This window comes from Novosphingobium sp. FG137 (assembly GCF_057809735.1).
Genome location: NZ_JBMDKN010000002.1, coordinates 593,619 through 613,411, shown reverse-complemented (window position 1 = coordinate 613,411; position 19,793 = coordinate 593,619). Strand labels below are relative to the sequence as shown.

Sequence of the window (19,793 nt, the reverse complement as noted above, 5' to 3'; positions counted from 1 at the left end):
AGTGCAATCACGCGGGGTTCAAGTCATGCAGACAATCGCAGTCATCGGTGCCGGTCAGATGGGTTCGGGCATTGCCCAGGTCGCGGCCGCTTCGGGCAAGACGGTGCTGCTTTCCGACGTCTCGCTGAGCCTGGCCGAAGCGGCGCGTACGAAGATCGAAAAGGGGCTGATGAAGCTTGCCGAGCGCGGCAAGATTCCCGCAGAGGATGCCATCGCCACCGTTTCGCGCATCACCCCGGTTGGTGATTTCCTCCGCCTCGGCGAGGCCGATCTCGTGATCGAAGCCGCGACCGAGCGTGAGGACATCAAGCACAAGATCTTCGAAGCGGCGGGCAAGCACCTCGCGCCGAGCGCGATCATGGCGTCCAACACCTCGTCGATCCCGATCACCCGCATGGCGGTTTCCTCGCCCGATCCGGCGCGCTTCATCGGCATTCACTTCTTCAATCCCGTGCCGCTGATGAAGCTGGTCGAAGTCATCCCCGGCCTGGCCACTTCCGTGAGCACCATCGAAGCGGTGCGCGGCTTCGTCGCCGATATCGGCAAGGAAATCGTGCTCTCGCAGGATGAGCCGGGCTTTATCGTGAACCGCATCTTCGTGCCCTTCATCAACGAAGCGGCCTTCGTGCTGGGCAGCGGCACCGGCTCGATTCAGGATATCGACAAGGGCGTGAAGCTCGGGCTCAACCACCCGATGGGCCCGCTTGAACTCGCGGATTTCATCGGGCTCGATACCCTGCTCGAAATCATGAAGATCTACCTCGCCTCCACCGGCGACCCGAAGTACCGCCCCGCGCCGCTGCTGCAGAAGTATGTCGAGGCCGGCTGGCTCGGTCGCAAATCGGGCCGAGGCTTCTATGACTATAGCGGCGAGGTACCCGTCCCGACCCGCTGAGCTACTGGCTGTCCGGCTCGTCTTCGAGATCCTCGTCGGCATCGCCCCGGGTGAAGGGCGCGCTCTGGCCATTTGTGGTGCCTGCATCCTGACGCGGCGGCATGCCGTCGCGAACGTGCTCGGGGCTTGAGGGATCGAACCCCGTCTCGTCGTCCATCCGGCGCTTGTCATCTTCCGCCCAGGCACGGAACTCGTTCTCGCGGGCTTCCCGGGCCGCGCGCGCTTCGAGCTTGCCCGAAGTGATCCAAGCACCCGCACCTGTGGTCGCGAATATGACGGCGCTGGCCGCCGTGAGGACTGCCCAGGCAAGGGCATACCAGCGGCTGCGGAAGAGCAGTTTGTACACGGGTCGGGCGGTCCGGTTGATAGCGCTTTGGCAAGCTTGCAGCCGCCGTGGTTAAGAAAGGCCAAAGCAGTCCGAACCGGACAGAAATTAGCTAAGTGATCATCCTAAGATACTGTCCTATCAGTATTTTTTGAAATAGAACAAAGCATGAAAATCCGTCAGTCCGGCGGCATGATCAAGCTTCCTTCCGCCCGCTCCCTGTCCGCGCTCGCCGTGATCGCAGGTTTCTCCCTCACCCTCCCGCTGTCGAGCGCGTCCGGTGCAGCCTCCGACGATCGCGAGACTGCTGCCTTTGCCCGCTGCGACGGACCGGCGCGCGTCACCTGCGTCGTGGACGGCGATACGTTCTGGTATCGCGGCCTCAAGATCCGCATTGCCGATATCAACGCGCCCGAGCTCGGCCATCCGTCCTGCGCCTACGAAGCGCGGCTCGCGGAGACGGCCACGCGGCGGCTGACGGACCTGCTCAATGCCGGCCCCTTCACGCTTTCGGTCGAAGGGCGTGAGACCGACCGCTACGGCCGCGCGCTGCGGGTGGTTCTGCGCGCAGGGCGCAGTCTGGGCGAGGTGCTGGAGCGCGAGGGCCTTGCCGAACATTGGCACGGCCGGCGCGGAGACTGGTGTGTGGCTTAGGCTGCCCTGAGCCCGCTTACGCCCATCGCGCCGCGGTCCTGGGCCGAAAGCCCGTCGAACACCGCATCGATGATGCGCGCCAGCTTTTCCTCGCTTAGCCGGTCCATCAGGATGCCCATCACGCCGATGTTGCAATAGGGCGAGACCATCTGGTTGATCAGGCTCAGCGTCATGTCGATCTCGAGCCCGGGGAAGAACCCTTCGCCCATCGCCTCGGCGATGATCATGCTGAGATAGTGGTCGGCAAGGTCGACGTAGCTGCGCACCTGCTCGAAGTATTCGTTGCCGAGCTCGACATACATCTCGTGAGCCACGGGATCGGCACGGTAGGCATCGCGCATCATCTCGAAGCGGCGCGCGAAGAATTCGTACATCTTGCGGCGGGCCGGCAGTTCGCTGGCGACCACGTCTTCCATGATCGCGACCTTGGGGCGGAACCAGTATTCCGCCACGGCCTCAAGCAAGGCCTCCCGGCTATCGAAATAGCGCAGCACCTGCGCTGGCGAGATGCCCGCGCGCGCTGCAACTTCCTGCATTGTCAGCGCTTGCCCGCCGCGCTCTTCGATGAGCGCACAGGCGAGTGCGACCAGTCGCTCCTGGCCGGCTTCAATATCGGGCTGCGCGCGCGGCATGTTATGATCCTGTCGCCTGAGAGGGCTATGCGCCATTTTAGGGATTACCTGCGCCGGTTTCAATTCCGCTTCAGGTAATTGATCGAGTCAGGAATGGTGTTGATATGGGCAAGGAAGCGTACGGCATGACGAAGATTGGCAACCCACACCATCGCAGCGCCATCGCCGGGGCTCTCGCCCTCACGGCGCTGCTCTCCGCCTGCGCCGCGCCGCACGCGGCAGGAAGCCTCGCTTCGGCCCCAGTATCGTCGGCGCCGGTCGAGGTTGCCGTGCTTGCCTTCAACGATTTCCACGGCAATCTCGAACCCCCGCGCCAGAGCGTGGGCATGCCGGACGGGCAGGGAGGCACCGCGCAAGTCCCCGCCGGCGGCGCCGCGTGGCTTGCCGCCGCGCTTGATTCGCTGCGCGCACGCCACGCCCACTCCATGACCGTGGCGGCGGGCGATCTCATCAGTGCGTCCCCGCTCGCATCCTCGCTGTTCCTCGATGAACCTTCGATTGAAGCGCTCAGCCGCCTCGGTCTCGATTATGCCGCCGTCGGCAACCACGAATTCGACCGGGGGACGCGGGAACTGCTGCGCATGCAGAAAGGCGGCTGCGAAAAGCTCACCGCGCGCGAGCCGTGCCAGCTCGAAAAGTTTGCCGGGGCGCGCTTCCGATACCTCGCCGCCAGCACGCTGACGGCCAGCGGCACGCCGCTGTTTCCCGCCAACGCGATTCGCACCTTCGGCAGCGGTGCCGGCACGGTGAAGGTCGGCGTGATCGGCCTGACGCTGCGGGGCACGCCCACGCTCGTCAATCCGGCGGGCATTGCGGACGTGACATTTGCCGACGAGGCGGACACGATCAACGCCGAAGTGCCCAAGCTCAAGGCGCAGGGGGCGGACGCCATCATCGTGCTGATCCATCAGGGCGGCAAGCAGGCGGCCGCCCCCGATCCCAATGGCTGCGCGGGCTTCGACGGCGAAATCCTGCCCATCCTGCACCGCCTGTCGGGCGCGGTCGATGTGATCGTCTCCGGCCACACCCATGCAGACTATATCTGCGAACTGCCCACCAGCGATCCGGCGCGCCCGGTGCTGCTCACCAGCGCGGGGCTCTATGGCAAGGAACTGACCGAGATCACGCTTGCCATCGATCCCGCCGCGCACCGCGTGATCAGCCGCAGTGCGCGCAACCTGATCGTGCAGTCGCAGCCGTTCACCTCGGCCAAGGGGCCTGTCGCCCTCTCGCCGCTGGCACCGCTCTATTCGCCGCGCGCGGATATCGCGGCTTATGTGCAGCGTTATGTCGATGCCTCGAAGGCCTATGCGACGCGCCCGGTCGGCAAGCTTTCCGGGCCGGCGGTGAAGGGCGAAGGGGCCACGGGCGGCCCGCTTGGCAACCTGATCGCCGATGCGCAGCTCGCCGCCAGCCGGTCCGCCGGTGCACAGATCGCGCTGATGAACCCCTTCGGCATCCGCGCCGCGATTGCTCCCGCCGCAGATGGCACGGTCACCTTCGGGGATATCTACCTCGTCCAGCCCTTCGGCAACGCGTTGACCATCGAAACGCTCACCGGGGCGCAGATCAAGGCAGTGCTCGAGCAGGGTTTCGATGATGTCGGCCCGGAACAGGCGCTCGCGCCCTCGACCGGCTTTACCTACCGGGTCGACCGCCGTGCTCCGGTGGGCAGCCGCATCACCGCGATCACACTGGGCGGCAAGCCGCTCGATCCCGCTGCGCGCTACCGGGTGGCCATGAACGGCTTCCTCGCGCTTGGCGGGGATGGCTTCACCGTGTTCAAGGCAGGGCAGGATGCCGTGACCGGGCCGACCGACATCGATGCGCTCGAAGCGTATTTCCGCGCCGCTCCGCGCATCGATGTTCCGATGGAGGAGCGCGTTACCGGCGGCTGATGCTCAGCCCAGCAGCCAGCGCCCCAGCAGGCGGTGGAACGGGAACGTCAGCGCGCCGGCGGTCAGCAGCCCGCCGATCACCAACCCGCGCACGGTGCGCCGATGTGCGGCATGGTTGTGCGCCCGGGCGGTGAGGACGAGGCGCGGGGTTTGCACCGCCACGAAGGCGGAGAGCAGGTGGATCACGCTGAAATGGCCGTGGTTGGTTTCAAGGATCCAGAAGCTGTCCAGTGCCGAGATGAACATCGCGCTCGCCCAGACATATCCCAGCCGCCGGTGCAGCCGCGTGCCGCGCCTCTGCCACAGGATTACCGGGGTCAGCGTCAAAGCCACGATGACCGTGCCGAGGTGAAGCCATATCGCAGGCGGCACCGCGCCCCAGCTCGCCTGGCCGCGCATGATGGCGGCCAGCGCCGCAGCGAGCAGGGCCAGCGCGGCCCAACCCAGCACGCGTTCAAGCAGGTCGGGGGCGAGCGGCTGCGGGCGGGTTAATGCTTCGGTGGCCATGGAATGAACCCGGATGTGCGTCGCACATAGTCGGCATAATCCGGTCGGCGCTGGACGAGGCCTTTTTCGAGCAGCGGCTTGCCCGACCAGCGGGTGAGCGTGAAGGTCAGGAACACGGGCCCCGCCAGCGAGGCCAGCGCAACCGGCGGCCCCGCCTCGCTTGCCGCCAGCCAGATCCCCCACCACACGCACGTGTCGCCGAAATAATTGGGATGGCGGGTATAGCGCCACAGCCCGGTATCGAGCACTTTGCCTTTGCTGGCAGGATCGGCGCGGAAGCGTGTGAGCTGGGCATCGCCGATTGTCTCGAACGCAAAGCCGATCAGCCAGAGCGCTACGCCCGCCATGGCCAGCGGCCCGATGCCTTCGCTGCCAGCGGCGAGCACACCCAACTGCGCGGGGAGGCAGGTCACGTAAAGCAGCACGGCCTGCAGCGCGAAGACTTGCGCTGCCGCTCTGCCATACTTGCCGGTCTTGCGCGCCTTGCCCAACATCCGGGCGTAGCGCACGTCCTCGCCATGCGCGCGCCAGCGGGTGTAGAGATGCCAGCCCAGCCGCGCGCCCCAGATCAGCGCCATCGCTGCGATCAGGCTGGCCCGCGGACCCTTGTCCGCCGCCTGCGCCCAGGCCGAAACCGCGAGCGCCGCCATCGCCGCGCCCCACACAGCATCGATGAAGCTCACATCGCCGATCTTCGCCGCGGCGCGCGCCAGCAGCGCCATCAGCACGGCGAGCGCGATGGCATTGACGATCAGCCCTTCAAGCATCGAACATCCCCGCAAAGTCCTTGATCCCGCGCTCCGGATGGCGCGGGGTCACGCTCTGGTAGATCTCGGCGACCTGTTGCATGTCGGCCTTGTAGTCCCCCGTCGGCATGATCGCCGGGCCAAGCCCGCCCACCTTGCGGCTATAGTCCATCATCCCGATCACCAGCGGCACGCCCGCGCCCAGCGCAATATGATAGAAGCCCGTGCGCCACTGGTTGACCGCGCTGCGCGTGCCTTCGGGCGCAATCGTCAGCGCAAAGCGGTCGCGCCGCGCGAATTCGGCGATCATCGCATCGACCACGTTGTGCCGCGCCGAACGGTCGATCGATATCCCGCCCATGTCGCGCATGAAGCCGCCCATCGGCCAGCGGAACAGGCTGTCCTTGGCCATGAAGTGCGCATCGAGCCCCAGTTCGTTGACGAGGCCGAGGAAGTACACGAAGTCCCAGTTTGACGTGTGCGGCGCGGCGATGATCACATAGCGCCCACCCGGCGGCGGCGTGCCCACGGCCTTCCATCCCTGCATCCGGTAAAAGCCCAGCAACGCGCGCTTCACCACGCGCGAGGACAGGCTTGCCCGCCTTTCCTCCAGCTCCCGCGCAAAAGTACCTGCGTCCATCCGCCTCTCTCCCCCGCAGTATTTCTAGCGAGGCGGAGCTGGCTTGTCGAAGGGGAACCCGCGTCGGCGAGACTACCCTTTTAGCCTGTCTTGACTATAATAAGCACGATTATTATGTGCGTGCCTATGCAGAACAACATCGCTTTCCTGACCTCGGACGTGAGCCGCCTGCTGCGCAAGCGTTTCGACGTGGTGAGCCGCCGCTTCGGCGTCACCGGTCCGCAGTGGCGCATGCTCGCCGCGCTGCGCCGCACCCCCGGCATCAACCAGGGCGCGCTCGCGCAGTGGCTCGAAGTGGAAGCGATCACTGCGGGGCGCATGATCGACCGGCTGGAAAAATCCGGCATGGTCGAGCGCCGCGCCGATCCGAATGATCGCCGCGCCTGGCGGCTGTTCCTCACCGAGGCCGCCACCCCGCTGCTCGACGAACTGTTCGTGTGCGCGACCGATGTGTTCGAGGAAGCGCAGCAAGGCTTTTCGGCGGCCGAGCGCGATCTGCTCCTTGCCCTTCTTGAACGGGTGCGGGCCAATCTCCTTGAGGATATTCCGCCGGAAAAGGCGCCCGAAAGTTCTCTGGCGGAAGGAGCGCTCGCCCATGGCTGAAGCGGATCCCTTCAAGCCCGCCGAAGCAGCGGCAGCCGCGGCGAGCGAGCGGCGCAAGGCCACCCTCAGCAAGCGGCTGCGTCTTGCTGCCATGCTGATCGTCCCCGCCCTTATCGTCGGCGGCGCACTCGCCTGGTGGTTCGGCAGTCCCGGCGAGGTTTCGACCGACAACGCCTACGTGAAGCAGGACATCGTCTCGATCGCGGGTGAGGTGAACGGTCTCGTCGTTGCCGTGAACGTGCACGAGAACCAGCAAGTCAAAGCGGGCGATGTCCTCTTCCGCATCGATCCCACCAGCTACGAAGTCGCGATGCGCCAGGCCGATGCACAGATCGCCAGCGCGCAGGCCAACATCACCGCGCTTTCGGCCGATGTCGGCGCCAATGCCGCCAATATTGCCGGCGCGCGCGATGATCTCGCCCTCGCGGAAGCGCAGTATGCCCGTGAAAAGGCGCTGCTTGATCGCGGCTTCAACACCCGCGCCCGGATGGACGAGGCGCAGCACGCCGTCGCCTCTGCGCGGGATCGGCTGGCTTCGGTCGCCGCCGAAGTCGAGAAAGCGCGTGCGCAGCTTGCCACCGGCGCGCAAGTGCCCGGGCAGAACCCGCAGGTCGCTGCGGCGCAGGCCACCCGTGCCAAGGCCGCGCTCGATCTCACCCGCACCGTGGTGCGCGCGCCGGTCTCGGGCCGAGTCACGCAGGTGAATCGCCTGCAGATCGGCCAGATGGTCTTCACCGGCGTGCCGATGCTTTCGATCGTGCGCGAAGGCGGTGCCCGCGTGGAGGCAAACTTCAAGGAAACCGATCTCGCCCGCATGCGCTCTGGCCAGCCCGCCGATGTGAAGCTCGATGCCTATCCGGGCCTCAAGCTCAAGGGCCATGTCGATAGCATCGGCGCAGGCACCGGCTCCGAATTCTCGGTACTTCCGGCGCAGAACGCCACCGGCAACTGGGTCAAGGTCACCCAGCGCGTGCCGGTGCGCATCGCGATCGATTCGTCCAGTGGTGACCGCCCGCTGATCGCCGGCCTTAGTGCGAACGTGACGGTCCATGTCGACGGCAAGTGATGCCCAGCAGCCTGCCTGGCTGGTAAAGCATCGCCCTCTGCTGTTCACTGCGGTGATGGCGGCGATGGTCATGCAGGTGCTCGACACCACGATTGCCAACGTCGCGCTGCCGCACATGGAAGCCTCGCTTTCGGCCACGCAGGAAACGATCAGCTGGGTGCTGACGAGCTATGTGCTTGCCTCTGCCGTAGTGCTGCCGCTCGGTGGCTGGCTGGTCGACCGGTTCGGAATCCGCCTCGTCTTCACGTTTTCGGTCGTGGCTTTCACCGCCGCCTCGATCATGTGCGGCCTTGCGCAGAACCTTGGGCAGATGGTGGCGTTCCGCGTGGTGCAGGGGATCGGTGGCGCATTCCTTTCGCCCTTCGCGCAGACCGTGATGCTCAATTCCAGCACGACCGAAGAGCGGCCGAAGATGATGGCCCTGTTCACGCAGGGTGTCATGCTTGGCCCCATCGCGGGGCCGCTGCTCGGCGGATACATCACCGAAAGCTACTCGTGGCGCTGGGTGTTCTTCATCAACGTGCCCATCGGGATCGCGTCCGGCCTTGTACTGTGGTGGCTGCTGCCGCGCCAGGATGTGATCCGCCGCCCGATCGACCTCACCGGCTGGCTGCTGGTGGCGCTCGCGCTTGCCTCGTTCCAGCTCATGCTCGATCGCGGGCCCTCGCAGGACTGGTTCGGCAGCGCCGAAGTGGTGACCTATGCCGTGATCTGGGCCTGCAGCGCGTGGATGGCGGTTGTGCACCTCGTCACCGCCGAGAAGCCGCTGTTTCCGGGCCGCATGTTTGCCGATGCCAATTTCGTTGCCAGCCTCATCTTCATGTTCCTGATCGGCTGCGTGATGATGGCGGTGCTGGCGCTGTTGCCGGGGCTGCTCCAGGGCATCTATGGCTACCCTGCGGTCGATGCCGGCTGGCTGCTTGCCCCGCGCGGGCTGGGACTGCTGGCCACGATCACGCTGCTCGGGCGCTGGATCACGAAGATGGATCCGCGCATCGCGCTCACCATCGGCATGGGCCTTTCGGGCTGGTCGCTATGGCTCATGGCGGGCTGGTCGCCCGATATGCCGATGACCCCGATCTTCCTGACCGGCCTGATCCAGGGCGTGGGCATCAGCTTCACGATCATGCCGATCAACCTGATCGCCTTCGCCACACTGCCGCCCGAACTGCGCACCGATGCCGCCGGGCTCAACAACCTGATGCGGTCTATCGGCGCCTCGATCGGCATCGCGGTGTGCACCTTCATGCTTGCGCGCAACATGCAGGTGAACCACGCGGAAATGGGCGCCCAGATCACCCGGATGAGCGTGCCGTTCGATCTCGATCGTATCACTGCCTATGGCGGCGTATCCGAGGCCGGGATGCGGGTGGTCGATGGCATGGTCAACAAGCAGGCCGCGATGATCGGCTACCTCAACGATTTCTACATGATGGGCCTCTTGTGCTGGGCCTCGATCCCGGTGCTTTTCTTCGTCAAGGCCGGCAAGCCCGCCATGGGCGGCCCGCCGATGCAGGCGGCGGCAGCGGATCACTAAAGTTATTGCTGGCGGCCTCGCCGAGGTTTAACGGCCATCCCATGGCTCTGATTTCAAATCCGAAGCTCGCATGGATCCTGCGCTGCGGCTGGCAAGGCAAATGCCCGCGCTGCGGCAAGGGGCACATGTTTGCCGGCTGGCTCAAGCTCGCCAAGACCTGTGATCACTGCGGCCTCGATTTCGGCTATGCGCAGACGGACGATGGCCCCGCCTTTTTCGCCCTGTGCATCACCGCGTTCCCGCTGGTTTTCGTAGTGGTATATGTGCAGGTGAAGTTCGATCCGCCGTGGTGGGTCCACGTGTTCACCTCGATGCCGATCCTCGTCCTCGGCTGCGTTGCCACGCTGCGCCCGTTCAAAGGGTGGCTCGCCGCCTCGCAATACGTGAATCACGCGGTCGAAGCGGGCACCGAAGGCCTCTGGGCAGAACTCAACGCGCGCGAGAAGGCGGACGAGAAGCCTTAGGCTTTGCGGTAATCGGCGGTGATCGCACCGCTGGCCGCAAGCTCTTCCTCGTGGCTCACCTCGCGCCAGGTTTCCGCGAGTGCGACTGCTTCCCATCCCTGCATGGCGGGATGCGCGATCACGTGGTCGACCCAGGCCTGACCCTTCCCAACGTCGAGGCTATAGGTGCGCACCCGGTAAGCGACCGGCGCGTAGAAAGCGTCGAGCACCGTGAAGGCCTCGCCTGCCAGCCACGGCCCGCCGAATCGTTCGAGGCCCTGCTCGAAGATCTCGCGCACCCGCGCCACATCGCGCACCAGCGCATCGCGCATCGGTCGCGGCTGCACCCGCACGCCCACGTTCATCGGGCAATCATTGCGCAAGGCTGAAAAGCCGCCATGCATCTCGGTGACGGCGCTCTGCGCGAAGGCCCGGGCCGCTGCATCCACCGGCCACACGCCCTTGTGCCGGTCCGCCAGATAGAGCGCGATGCCGAGCGAATCCCACACGGTCGTTTCGCCATCAAGCAGCACCGGCACTTGGCCCGTGGGCGAGAACGCGCGGAACTCGTCATAGTTCGAAGGCTTGGTGAAAGGCTCGATGCGTTCCTCGAAGGGAATGCCCAGCACCTTCATCAGCACCCAGGGGCGCAGTGACCAGCTTGAATAGTTCCGGTTTGCGGTGATCAGGGTATAGGCCAAGGGCTTACTCCACGTAGTGCGCCGTCGTCTTGGCCCTGACATCCTCCGCGCTGACGCCCGGCGCCAGCTCGATCAGCCGGAACGGCGAGGCGTGATCTGCCCGCGCGAAGACGGCAAGGTCGGTCACGATCATGTCGACCACGCCCTTGCCCGTCAGCGGCAGGGTGCAGGCGGGGATGAACTTGGGGCTGCCGTCCTTGGCGCAGTGCTCCATCACCACGATGATCTTCTTGACGCCGGCGACGAGGTCCATAGCGCCGCCCATGCCCTTGATCATCTTGCCGGGCACCATCCAGTTGGCGATGTCGCCGTTCTCAGCGACTTCCATCGCGCCCAGCACGGTGAGGTCGATATGGCCGCCGCGGATCATCGCGAAGCTCTGCGCGCTGTCGAAATAGGCGGACTGCGGCAGTTCGCTGATCGTCTGCTTGCCGGCGTTGATGAGGTCGGCGTCTTCCTCGCCCGCGAGCGGGAAGGGCCCGATGCCGAGCATCCCGTTCTCGCTCTGCAGCGTGACGGTCATCCCTTCCGGAATATGGTTCGCCACCAGCGTCGGGATGCCGATGCCAAGGTTCACATAGAAGCCGTCCTGAAGCTCGCGCGCAGCGCGGGCGGCCATCTGGTCGCGGGTCCAGCCTGCGGTCAGTCCATCATGCTTGGTCATCTTGGTCTCCTGCCGCTGTTAGGCGGCTACGTTCTTCGTCAAGCCCCTGAAGGATACGTGTCCAGGCTTCTGCTTCGCTCATGGCTCCCGAGTGAGCATAGGCTGCGGCCACCGTTCGGGCGGATTCCATTAGCAGGGACCCGACCAGTTCGGGCGACCATGCCTTGTTCACCGCCGTCATCACGTACGACCGCTCTCCGTTGATCCAGAATCTTGCCAGTTCCCATGCATCATCGCGCAGTTGCCCATGGCCGCTAAGGGAAAGCTCACCCTTGTGGGGGCGGGCACGCCCGAACATCAGCCGACATCCGTGTTGCGAACAGTGCGGAACTCGATCTTCTTGTCGTAGGGCGAACCCACGATGATCCGCTGGACGTAGACGCCCGGCAGGTGGATTGCATCGGGATCAAGGCTGCCGGTGGGCACGATCTCTTCCACTTCGACCACGCAGACCTTGCCGCAAGTGGCCGCCGGCACGTTGAAATTGCGCGCCGTCTTGCGGAACACGACGTTGCCCGTCTCGTCCGCCTTCCACGCCTTGACCAGCGCGAGATCGGCGAAGATGCCTTCTTCAAGGATGTAGTCCTCCCCGCGGAAGGTCTTCACTTCCTTGCCCTCGGCCACCAGCGTGCCGACGCCCGTCTTCGTATAGAAGCCGGGGATGCCTGCGCCGCCCGCGCGCATGCGCTCGGCCAGCGTGCCCTGCGGACAGAACTCCACCTCGAGCTCGCCCGAAAGATACTGGCGCTCGAATTCCTTGTTCTCGCCCACGTAGGACGAGATCATCTTCTTCACCTGCCGCGTGCGCAGCAGCATGCCGATGCCTTCGTTGTCGATGCCGGCGTTGTTGCTGGCGAAGGTGAGGTCCTTGACCCCGCTTTCGCGCACCGCGGTCAGCAGCCGCTCGGGAACGCCGCACAGGCCGAAGCCCCCGCAGGCGATCAGCAGGCCGTCCTTGAGCAGCCCGTCAAGGGCGCTGGCGGCATCGGGATAAAGCTTCTTGGCCACGCGAATCCGGCTCCTGTGCTGTCCAGCGCCTATCTAGCGGGAAGGGACGGCTTGTCACCCCAGCGAGAGGCCGAGGTACGCGGAAAGATCGGCCAGCGCCTGCTCGCCGCTCGTCACCTTGATGGCATGCATCCCCAGCTTCGCCGCCGGTTTGCAGTTCACGCCAAGGTCGTCGAGGTAGATGCAGGCGGCGGGATCGAGCCCCAGTTTCTCGCACATCATGAGGTAGATGCGCGGATCGGGCTTGCGCACGCCCGCCTTGCTGCTTTCGATCACGTGCTCGAAGCGCGCGAAGATCTGCTCCAGCGCATCGCTGCGGTCCTCGCTCCTTGCCAGACCCGCACCGTGTCCCGTCGGCACATTGTTGGTGATGCAGGCGAGGCGGTATCCGGCGGCCTTCAGCTGATCAAGCGCGCGGACCATCGCCGGGCGGACTGCGCCGGCCAGAACCGCCAGCACGTCGGCGCCGGCAAGGTCATGGCCCTGCGCGCGGGCTTCGGCGGCAAACAGCGCGTCGAATTCGGCCGCGCCGATTTCGGCCCGCTCGAACTTTGCCCAGGCGTTGTCATCGGGGTTCAGCGCGTTGACCCGGCGGACGAAGTCCTGCGGCAGCCCGCGTTCGGCTTCCAGCCGGTTGAACGCCTCGAACGGAGACGAGGTGATCACGCCGCCGAAATCGAAGATCACTGCCGCAATTGTCCGCTCCGCCACCATGTCCGCTCCCGGTTAACTCGTTCAGGCGGCATAGCGGGCGGCGCGGCGCGCGCAAGGGCGGCGAACAGGCCCCGGGCCGGGACTGGCGAATTGACATGGATCATTGGGCTTAAGTCCGGATCGGGTCTACCTCTGGTGCATTAGCCAACCCGAGGAGGTACCCCATGCGCTCGATTCTCTGCCCGGCGGACAACGCCGAAACGCTGAACGACAGGGTCGAAACCGCGCTCGCGCTGGCGCGGGCGATGCGCGGCCACGTGTCTTTCCAGATCGCGACTCCCTTCGCGCAGATGGCGCTGTGGGAGCCCTTCGGCGGGGCGGCGCTTTCGGCCGAAGTGATCAACGAGGTGCGCGCAGCGGACGAGCAGCTTGCCACGGACCTCGACAAGCGGCTCGCCAACGAAGACGTGCCCTTCGACGTGGTGCTCACCGATCAAGGCCGGGTCGAAAGCGTGGCCGCCGCCGCGCGCTTCACCGATTGCATCGTCGCCAGCCTCGATGATCCCGCGCTCGAGGAAGTGGCGCTGGGCTCGCGCTGCCCGGTGCTGGCGCTGCCGCGCGGGGTGCCGCTGGTCGTGTTCGACAAGCCGGTGCTGCTCGCCTGGGATGGCGGGCATGAAGCCGCTGCTGCCATGCACGCAGCGCTGCCGCTGCTGGCCCTCGCCAGCGCGGTCCACATCCTGATGGTGCGCGAAAAGGAAGACAGCTTCCCCGCGCGCGATGCGGCCTGCTACCTCTCGCGGCACGATATCCACGCCGAAGTCCATGAAGTGGCAAAGCACGGCGCGATCGGCACCATGATTGCCGACAAGGCGCACGAACTTGGCGCGGGACTGATCGTGATGGGCGTGTTCGGCAAGAGCAGGCTGCGCGAACTGCTGCTCGGCGGAGTCTCGCGCGAGTTGCTCGACAAGTCGATGGTCCCGCTGCTCCTGGCGCACTGAACGCCGTGACCTTCCCCTTGGGGCATGTTGCGACGCAACGAAAGCGCTATCCGATTTTGGCATTGTCGCCATATCCGGGAGTCATACTGCTGTAATGGCGATGGAAATTGGCGGTTCCCCGGCGATTATACTGTTTCGATTGCAAAAAGTGCAACCATTATGGCCCATTTCGCACTTGCGAGAACGGGGGGATAGTTGCATATGAAAATGGCCTTTCAGGCATCCTCTCCCAAAACTTTCAGGCCCGGTTGGCAACGACCGGGCCTTTTTTCTGCCCGAGCCATTCGGCCTTGGGCACGGGGCAGGAAGGCGCCGCAATCCTAGCGGTGCTTGACTGCAAGAGCATCGCAGCGTAGTGGCCCGCTCCTGATTCCGGGCCGCGTTTTGCGCTGGCCACGGTCAAACCGATTCGAACGAAAAGAGCAAACCGATGAAGCGCACTTTCCAGCCCAGCAACCTCGTGCGTGCCCGCCGTCACGGCTTCCGCGCCCGCACGGCCACTGTCGGCGGTCGCAAGATCCTCCGTGCCCGCCGCGCTCGCGGTCGCAAGAAGCTTTCGGCCTGATCCCCGAAGCGCCAGCCGCCCCGGACGCTGCGGCGACGGGGCTTCGGCTGGAGATCATTGCGAAGCGCGCCGATTTCCTCGCCGCGAACAACGGAATCCGGGTCGCAAGGCCCGGTTTCGTGCTTTTGGTGAACCCGCTGGCACGCCCCGATGGCTTGCGCCGCTTCGGGGTCACCGTCACCAAGCGCATTGGCAATGCCGTTGCCCGCAACCGCATGAAGCGGCGCTTGCGTGCGCTCGCGCGGGAAATCCTTCCAGCTCAGGGCATTGCCGGGGCAGACCATGTGCTGATCGGCCGCGAAAACGGGATCGAACGCAATTTCGCACTACTTCGCCAGGAACTCGAAGCCGCGCTTTCCCGCGTGGCCGCGGGCAAGGGTGATCCGCCGCGCAGACCTTCTACCAAGGGCAAGCCCAAGGGACGCGGCAAGTGATCCGCCGCCTGCTGATCGTCCTGGTTCGCCTCTGGCAACTCGGTCCCTCGGTGATCCTGCCGCCCTCGTGCCGCTACAGCCCCTCGTGTTCGCACTATGCGATCGAGGCGCTGCGCAAACACGGTGCGATTAAGGGTGGTTGGCTGACGGTGAAGCGGCTATTGCGCTGCCATCCTTGGGGTAGCCACGGCTACGACCCCGTCCCCTAGTGCCGGTGCCGTGACAGCGTATCCTGCAGACATGACTTTTCGACGCGAGGCAGAGTGGAAAATCAGCGCAACGTAATTCTGGCGATGGTGCTCATGGCCCTCATGCTGGTCGGCTGGGACCTTGGCATGCGGTACTATTACCCTGCGCCTGCAAAGCCTGTCGGCGGTGCTGCCACTGCACCCGGCGCCCCCGCCGGCAACGCACCTGCCCCCGCGCCCACGCTCAAGCCGACCCGCGAAGGCGGCCTGCAGGCCCCGGCTGATGTCGCGCTCGAAAAGCAGGACCTTGCCCAGACCCTCGCCGCCGGCCACCGCATTCCGGTCGATGCGCCCGGCCTCAAGGGTTCGATCAATCTCCTCGGCGGCCTCGTCGATGATCTCACGCTCGCCCGCCACCGCGAAACGCTCGACAAGAACAGCCCGCCGGTGCGTCTGTTCTCGCCCGCCGGCACGCCCGCGCAGCACTATGCGCAGGTCGGTTGGATCGGCCAGAACGGCATTGCCGCCCCGGGACCGGACACGATGTGGCAGGCCGAAGGCGCGAAGCTGACTCCGGCGACGCCCGTCACGCTCAAGTGGACCAACCCCACCGGCCAGACTTTCGCGATCCGCTATGCGATCGATGCGAACTACATGATCACGCTGACCCAGTCGGTCAGCAATGCGGCCGGCGCGCCCGTTGCGGTCAAGCCCTTCGCGCTGGTCAACCGCACCGACCGCACCGCCAGCCTCGATACCTGGAACGTCCACTCGGGCCCGATCGCGGCCTTCGATGGCGCGGTGACGTTTGATAACAACTATTCCGACGTGAAGACCGCCGGCACGGTCAGCCCGGCGGGCTCCGCCAACTGGATCGGCTTCACCGATATCTACTGGCTCTCGGCGCTGGTCCCGGACACGGCGAACGGGGCGGTTCAGCCCAAGGGGGATTTCCGCAGTGTCGCGCCCGATATCTTCCGCGCGGACCTGATCTATCCCGTCGCGACCGTCGCGCCGGGGCAGACCGCGACGCAGACCGTGCGCCTCTTCGCCGGGGCCAAGGAAAACAATGTGCTCGAGGCCTACGAGAAGCAGGGGGCAACCAACCTCTCGCTCTCGATCGACTGGGGCTGGTTCCGCTGGTTCGAGAAGCCGATCTTCTGGCTGCTCGATTCGCTGTTCCGCGCGGTGCACAACTTTGGCCTCGCGATCATCCTGCTCACGCTGATCGTGCGCGGCATGATGTTCCCGGTCGCCCAGCGCCAGTTCTCCTCGATGGCGGCGATGCGCGCCATCCAGCCCAAGCTGAAGGTCATCCAGGAACGCTTCAAGGACGACAAGCAGAAGCAGCAACAGGAAATCATGGCGCTGTACAAGGCGGAAGGCGTGAACCCGCTCGCCGGCTGCCTGCCGATCTTCCTGCAGATCCCGGTGTTCTTCGCGCTCTACAAGGTGCTCGTGCTGACCATCGAGATGCGCCACCAGCCCTTCTACCTCTGGATCAAGGACCTCTCGGCCCCCGATCCGCTGCACGTGCTCAACCTGTTCGGCCTGCTGCCGTTCACCCCGCCCGCCTTCCTCGCGATCGGCGTGCTGGCGATCCTGCTCGGCATCACGATGTGGGCGCAGTTCAAGCTGCAGCCTGCGGCGATGGACCCGGCGCAGCAGCAGGTCATGGCGCTGATGCCGTGGATGATGATGTTCGTGATGGCACCCTTCGCGGCCGGCCTGCTGATCTACTGGATCACCTCGAACCTGCTCACCATCGCGCAGCAGAAGTACCTCTACAGCAAGCACCCGCAGCTCAAGGCGCAGGCGAGCAAGGACCAGCTCGATATCGACCGGGTGGCGCTGCGTGAGCAGAAGACCACTCCGCGCAAGCCCAAGACCCGGTGAGTGACGCCGCGATGACCGCACCGACCGAAGAGGAAACCGCGGCGCGCGCCGCACTTGAGGAGCGTGCCCGGCGCCTGTTCGCAGGCCCCGTGACCTTCCTCAAGTCCGCACCCGCGCTCCAGTTCCTGCCCGATCCCACGGTGCCGGAGATCGCGTTTTCGGGCCGCTCGAACGTCGGCAAGTCCTCGCTGCTCAATGCGCTCACCGGGCGCAATTCGATGGCGCGCACCTCGGTCACCCCCGGCCGCACGCAGGAGCTCAATTTCTTCGATCTTGGCGAGCCGATCCAGATGCGGCTGGTCGACATGCCCGGCTATGGCTTTGCCAAGGCGCCGCCCAGTGTGACCGAGCAGTGGCGGCGGCTAGTGCGCGATTTCCTGCGCGGCCGCGTCGTGCTCAAGCGCACCCTGCTGCTCATCGATGCGCGCCACGGCATCAAGGCGGTCGATCAGGACATGATGCAGATGCTTGACGAGGCCGCCGTGGGCTACCGCGTCGTTCTCACCAAGGCGGACAAGATCAAGGCCAGCGACCTTGCCGCAACAGTGGCCGCAACCGAGGCCGCCGCGCGCAAGCGGACAGCCGCGTTCCCGCAGATCCACGTCACCTCGTCGGAGCTCAAGATGGGCATCCCCGAGCTGCGCGCCGCCATCCTGGCAGACGCCGCGATCTGACGGATTACGCGGCGTTGCGGCTCGCCCGCCGCTCCAGCAGGGTATCCAACGCCACCGGCCGCTCGATGAAGTACCCCTGCGCGTAGTGGAAGCCTGCAAGCGTTGCTTCCATCAGCTGCATTTCGGTCTCGATCCCCTCGAACACGCATTCCAACCGCAGCGAGCGCGTCAGATTGAAGATCGCGCGCACCAGCCGGCGGCCCTCGCCATCGTCGAGCCGCACCGCGAAGCTGCGGTCGATCTTGATGATGTCGATCGGCAGCATATGCAGCGTGCTGAGGCTCGAATAGCCCGTTCCGAAATCATCGAGTGCGATCTTTGCCCCGCAAGTGCGCAGTTGCTCCAGCGCGGTGCGCGCGCCCGCAAAGTCGCCGATCAGCGATGTTTCGGTGATCTCGAACACCAGCCGCTGGGCATCGATGCCGCTGCGCGCGATCCGCTCGATCAGCGCGGCGACCGTGCCGGGATCAGCGATGTCGGTCGGGGCGAGATTGAAGGACAGGCGCTGCTCGGGCGGCAATTGCGTGAAATCGGCCAGCACCCGTTCGAACGCGGCGAGCGTAACCGTGCGCGCCATGCCGAGCCGCTCCGCCGTTGCAAACAGTTGTTCGGCCGGCACCGCGCCGATGGTTGGCGATTCCCACCTCGCTAGTGCCTCCACCCCGACCATCGCCATCGAACGCGTGCGGACGATCGGCTGGTAGGCCATCGCCAGTTCGCGCCCCAGGTCCGCGCTCTGCAAGGCCGCTTCCAGTGCCTGTTCCGATCGGATGATCCGCTCCAGTTCGCAGGAAAAGCGGACGATCCCGCCGCGCCGGGCCTTCTTGGCGTGATAGAGCGCAAAGTCCGCGCGGTCGAACAGGTCATGCGCGCGGGTGCCAGCCTCAGGCCAGGCGGCCAGCCCGCCCGAGCAGCCGACCGAGACCACGATATCGCCCAGCGGCACCGGCTGCTGTACCCGCTCGCAGAGCCACGCACCCATCGCTTCAGCCGCTTCCATCGAGCCTTCGATGATGAGGCCGAACTCATCCCCGCCGAGCCGCGCGATCACCGCGTCAGGTCCGCTTGCCGCGCGCAGCCTTTCGCCGATCACTTGCAGCAGGCGATCGCCCTGCGCATGGCCGTGGATATCGTTGATCGGCTTGAATCGGTCGAGATCGATCACCCCGATCGCGAAGGGGGCGCCTCGGCTTCCGCGCGCCAGCAAGGCATCGAGCCGGGCGAAGAAATAGCGCCGGTTCGGCAGGCCCGTCAGCGGGTCCGAATGTGCGAGGCGGGCGTTCTCCTCGGCAAGGTGCTGCGCTTGCGCTCGTTCATGGTGCAACGCAGCCTGCGAATCCTCAAGCGCGGTGAACGATCCATACGAATCGCGCAGCACCTTAAGCACGACGACGCTCACCAGCAGGATGTTGAGCGCCATGGAGGCCATCGTCACCGTCCCGCACGCAAGACAGTACGTGAGGAATACCCCGAGCACGACGAAGCTGACGAGGTGGGCGGCCCGCGGCAAATAGCTCAGGCAGAAGATGCAGCCCATCACGGTGATCGCCACGAACACGGTGACATGGCCGTGTTCGTCGCCATCGCCGTACTGATCGAGCAAAAGCGCCCATGAGACGAACAGCACGGACATTGCCGCCGCCATGATCTCGGTGCGCCGCAGCACGCGCTGCGCTTGCCGTTCGGTCACGCAGGCCTCGTCGATCGGCCGCATCCACTGCAGCGTCCGCACCGCGCAGGCGATGATCAGCACCATCGGCACGTTGATCGACAGCCAAGCCGGTGCGGCAATGTGGTGGGTATAGGCCAGCGCCGCCGCATTCATCGTGAGGATGAAATACATCGGCGGCAATTGCCTGCGCAGGCGCAGGAACTGCTCAACGGGCAGCGGACGCCGTGCGGACCCCACGTCCAGGGGGCCGACTGCCGCCATGAAGGGCGCAGCGGAGAGTTCAGCTTGCGATGCCATGTCGCTTACTCGCCGATGCGCTCTTGTCGCCGGGTTGCGCAGCCTATCCGCGCAAATGCGCCGGGTATGTGATGAAAAAACTAACCTTGA

At 65.5% G+C, this 19,793-nt stretch carries 24 protein-coding genes; 13 read left to right on the top strand and 11 right to left on the bottom strand.

Annotated features, from left to right (window positions below):
* The first annotated feature begins 25 nt into the window (after positions 1-25).
* Complete coding sequence (locus ACODS2_RS08605; RefSeq protein WP_488998436.1) at positions 26-895, top strand: 3-hydroxyacyl-CoA dehydrogenase NAD-binding domain-containing protein; 870 nt, start codon at positions 26-28, stop codon at positions 893-895.
* Between the two features lies 1 nt (position 896).
* On the opposite strand, the gene ACODS2_RS08600 is transcribed toward ACODS2_RS08605, so the two are convergent.
* On the bottom strand, positions 897-1,241 hold the full coding sequence (locus ACODS2_RS08600) for a hypothetical protein (RefSeq protein WP_488998435.1): 345 nt from the start codon (positions 1,239-1,241) through the stop codon (positions 897-899).
* Positions 1,242-1,388: 147 nt separating this feature from the next.
* Between ACODS2_RS08600 and ACODS2_RS08595 the strand changes: the two genes are divergently transcribed.
* Positions 1,389-1,874, top strand: a complete 486-nt coding sequence (locus ACODS2_RS08595) for a thermonuclease family protein (protein ID WP_488998434.1) — start codon at positions 1,389-1,391, stop codon at positions 1,872-1,874.
* Here ACODS2_RS08595 and ACODS2_RS08590 read toward each other — a convergent pair.
* Positions 1,871-2,506 (bottom strand): TetR/AcrR family transcriptional regulator, encoded by a 636-nt coding sequence (locus ACODS2_RS08590; RefSeq protein WP_488998433.1) that lies wholly within the window; start codon positions 2,504-2,506, stop codon positions 1,871-1,873. The genes ACODS2_RS08595 and ACODS2_RS08590 overlap by 4 nt on opposite strands.
* A 125-nt stretch (positions 2,507-2,631) precedes the next feature.
* On the opposite strand from ACODS2_RS08590, the gene ACODS2_RS08585 reads away from it, so the two are divergent.
* A complete protein-coding gene (locus tag ACODS2_RS08585) occupies positions 2,632-4,404 on the top strand; it encodes a bifunctional metallophosphatase/5'-nucleotidase (RefSeq protein WP_488998432.1) in 1,773 nt (590 codons plus the stop codon).
* A gap of 3 nt (positions 4,405-4,407) precedes the next feature.
* On the opposite strand, the gene ACODS2_RS08580 is transcribed toward ACODS2_RS08585, so the two are convergent.
* The 3 genes from ACODS2_RS08580 to ACODS2_RS08570 are packed head-to-tail and all read right to left on the bottom strand — an operon-like array spanning position 4,408 to position 6,297.
* Positions 4,408-4,911, bottom strand: a complete 504-nt coding sequence (locus ACODS2_RS08580) for a DUF2306 domain-containing protein (RefSeq protein ID WP_488998431.1) — start codon at positions 4,909-4,911, stop codon at positions 4,408-4,410.
* The gene (locus tag ACODS2_RS08575) at positions 4,893-5,678 is read right to left on the bottom strand and encodes a DUF1295 domain-containing protein (protein ID WP_488998430.1); all 786 of its coding nucleotides are present in this window, start codon (positions 5,676-5,678) and stop codon (positions 4,893-4,895) included. Before ACODS2_RS08575 ends, ACODS2_RS08580 begins: the two co-directional genes overlap by 19 nt.
* Positions 5,671-6,297, bottom strand: coding sequence for a lysophospholipid acyltransferase family protein (locus ACODS2_RS08570; protein WP_488998429.1), 627 nt, complete (start codon positions 6,295-6,297; stop codon positions 5,671-5,673). The genes ACODS2_RS08575 and ACODS2_RS08570 overlap by 8 nt, the downstream gene beginning before the upstream one ends.
* 126 nt (positions 6,298-6,423) lie before the next feature.
* On the opposite strand from ACODS2_RS08570, the gene ACODS2_RS08565 reads away from it, so the two are divergent.
* The 4 genes from ACODS2_RS08565 to ACODS2_RS08550 are packed head-to-tail and all read left to right on the top strand — an operon-like array spanning position 6,424 to position 9,967.
* A complete protein-coding gene (locus ACODS2_RS08565) occupies positions 6,424-6,900 on the top strand; it encodes a MarR family winged helix-turn-helix transcriptional regulator (protein ID WP_488998428.1) in 477 nt (158 codons plus the stop codon).
* Positions 6,893-7,966: an HlyD family secretion protein gene (locus ACODS2_RS08560; protein ID WP_488998427.1), complete on the top strand. Its 1,074-nt coding sequence runs from the start codon at positions 6,893-6,895 to the stop codon at positions 7,964-7,966. Before ACODS2_RS08565 ends, ACODS2_RS08560 begins: the two co-directional genes overlap by 8 nt.
* Complete coding sequence (locus ACODS2_RS08555; RefSeq protein WP_488998426.1) at positions 7,950-9,503, top strand: DHA2 family efflux MFS transporter permease subunit; 1,554 nt, start codon at positions 7,950-7,952, stop codon at positions 9,501-9,503. Before ACODS2_RS08560 ends, ACODS2_RS08555 begins: the two co-directional genes overlap by 17 nt.
* A gap of 41 nt (positions 9,504-9,544) precedes the next feature.
* Entirely contained in the window at positions 9,545-9,967 is a 423-nt protein-coding gene (locus ACODS2_RS08550) for a DUF983 domain-containing protein (protein WP_298165910.1), read from the top strand.
* Here the strand turns inward: ACODS2_RS08550 and ACODS2_RS08545 are convergent.
* Genes ACODS2_RS08545 through ACODS2_RS08525 form a run of 5 tightly spaced genes read right to left on the bottom strand, consistent with a single transcriptional unit; the run spans position 9,964 to position 13,033 of the window.
* Positions 9,964-10,647 (bottom strand): glutathione S-transferase family protein, encoded by a 684-nt coding sequence (locus ACODS2_RS08545; protein ID WP_488998425.1) that lies wholly within the window; start codon positions 10,645-10,647, stop codon positions 9,964-9,966. The two genes, ACODS2_RS08550 and ACODS2_RS08545, sit on opposite strands and share 4 nt — an antisense overlap.
* 4 nt (positions 10,648-10,651) lie before the next feature.
* Positions 10,652-11,311, bottom strand: a complete 660-nt coding sequence (locus tag ACODS2_RS08540) for a CoA transferase subunit B (protein WP_298165906.1) — start codon at positions 11,309-11,311, stop codon at positions 10,652-10,654.
* Positions 11,298-11,609, bottom strand: coding sequence for a DUF5076 domain-containing protein (locus tag ACODS2_RS08535; protein WP_488998424.1), 312 nt, complete (start codon positions 11,607-11,609; stop codon positions 11,298-11,300). Before ACODS2_RS08535 ends, ACODS2_RS08540 begins: the two co-directional genes overlap by 14 nt.
* Complete coding sequence (locus ACODS2_RS08530) at positions 11,609-12,319, bottom strand: CoA transferase subunit A (RefSeq protein ID WP_488998423.1); 711 nt, start codon at positions 12,317-12,319, stop codon at positions 11,609-11,611. Before ACODS2_RS08530 ends, ACODS2_RS08535 begins: the two co-directional genes overlap by 1 nt.
* A 54-nt stretch (positions 12,320-12,373) precedes the next feature.
* Positions 12,374-13,033: an HAD-IA family hydrolase gene (locus tag ACODS2_RS08525; RefSeq protein ID WP_488998422.1), complete on the bottom strand. Its 660-nt coding sequence runs from the start codon at positions 13,031-13,033 to the stop codon at positions 12,374-12,376.
* Positions 13,034-13,197: 164 nt separating this feature from the next.
* Between ACODS2_RS08525 and ACODS2_RS08520 the strand changes: the two genes are divergently transcribed.
* The 6 genes from ACODS2_RS08520 (at position 13,198) to yihA (ending at position 17,734) form a co-directional block, all read left to right on the top strand.
* Positions 13,198-13,977: a universal stress protein gene (locus ACODS2_RS08520; protein WP_488998421.1), complete on the top strand. Its 780-nt coding sequence runs from the start codon at positions 13,198-13,200 to the stop codon at positions 13,975-13,977.
* Positions 13,978-14,407: 430 nt separating this feature from the next.
* On the top strand, positions 14,408-14,542 hold the full coding sequence (gene rpmH / locus ACODS2_RS08515) for a 50S ribosomal protein L34 (RefSeq protein ID WP_298165898.1): 135 nt from the start codon (positions 14,408-14,410) through the stop codon (positions 14,540-14,542).
* A complete protein-coding gene (gene rnpA / locus ACODS2_RS08510; RefSeq protein ID WP_366886092.1) occupies positions 14,539-14,976 on the top strand; it encodes a ribonuclease P protein component in 438 nt (145 codons plus the stop codon). The genes rpmH and rnpA overlap by 4 nt, the downstream gene beginning before the upstream one ends.
* The gene (gene yidD, locus ACODS2_RS08505; protein WP_488998420.1) at positions 14,973-15,185 is read left to right on the top strand and encodes a membrane protein insertion efficiency factor YidD; all 213 of its coding nucleotides are present in this window, start codon (positions 14,973-14,975) and stop codon (positions 15,183-15,185) included. Before rnpA ends, yidD begins: the two co-directional genes overlap by 4 nt.
* 54 nt (positions 15,186-15,239) lie before the next feature.
* Complete coding sequence (gene yidC / locus ACODS2_RS08500; RefSeq protein ID WP_488998419.1) at positions 15,240-17,060, top strand: membrane protein insertase YidC; 1,821 nt, start codon at positions 15,240-15,242, stop codon at positions 17,058-17,060.
* 11 nt (positions 17,061-17,071) lie between these two features.
* Entirely contained in the window at positions 17,072-17,734 is a 663-nt protein-coding gene (gene yihA, locus ACODS2_RS08495) for a ribosome biogenesis GTP-binding protein YihA/YsxC (RefSeq protein WP_488998418.1), read from the top strand.
* Positions 17,735-17,738: 4 nt separating this feature from the next.
* On the opposite strand, the gene ACODS2_RS08490 is transcribed toward yihA, so the two are convergent.
* Positions 17,739-19,703, bottom strand: a complete 1,965-nt coding sequence (locus ACODS2_RS08490; RefSeq protein WP_488998417.1) for a putative bifunctional diguanylate cyclase/phosphodiesterase — start codon at positions 19,701-19,703, stop codon at positions 17,739-17,741.
* Positions 19,704-19,793 lie beyond the last annotated feature (90 nt).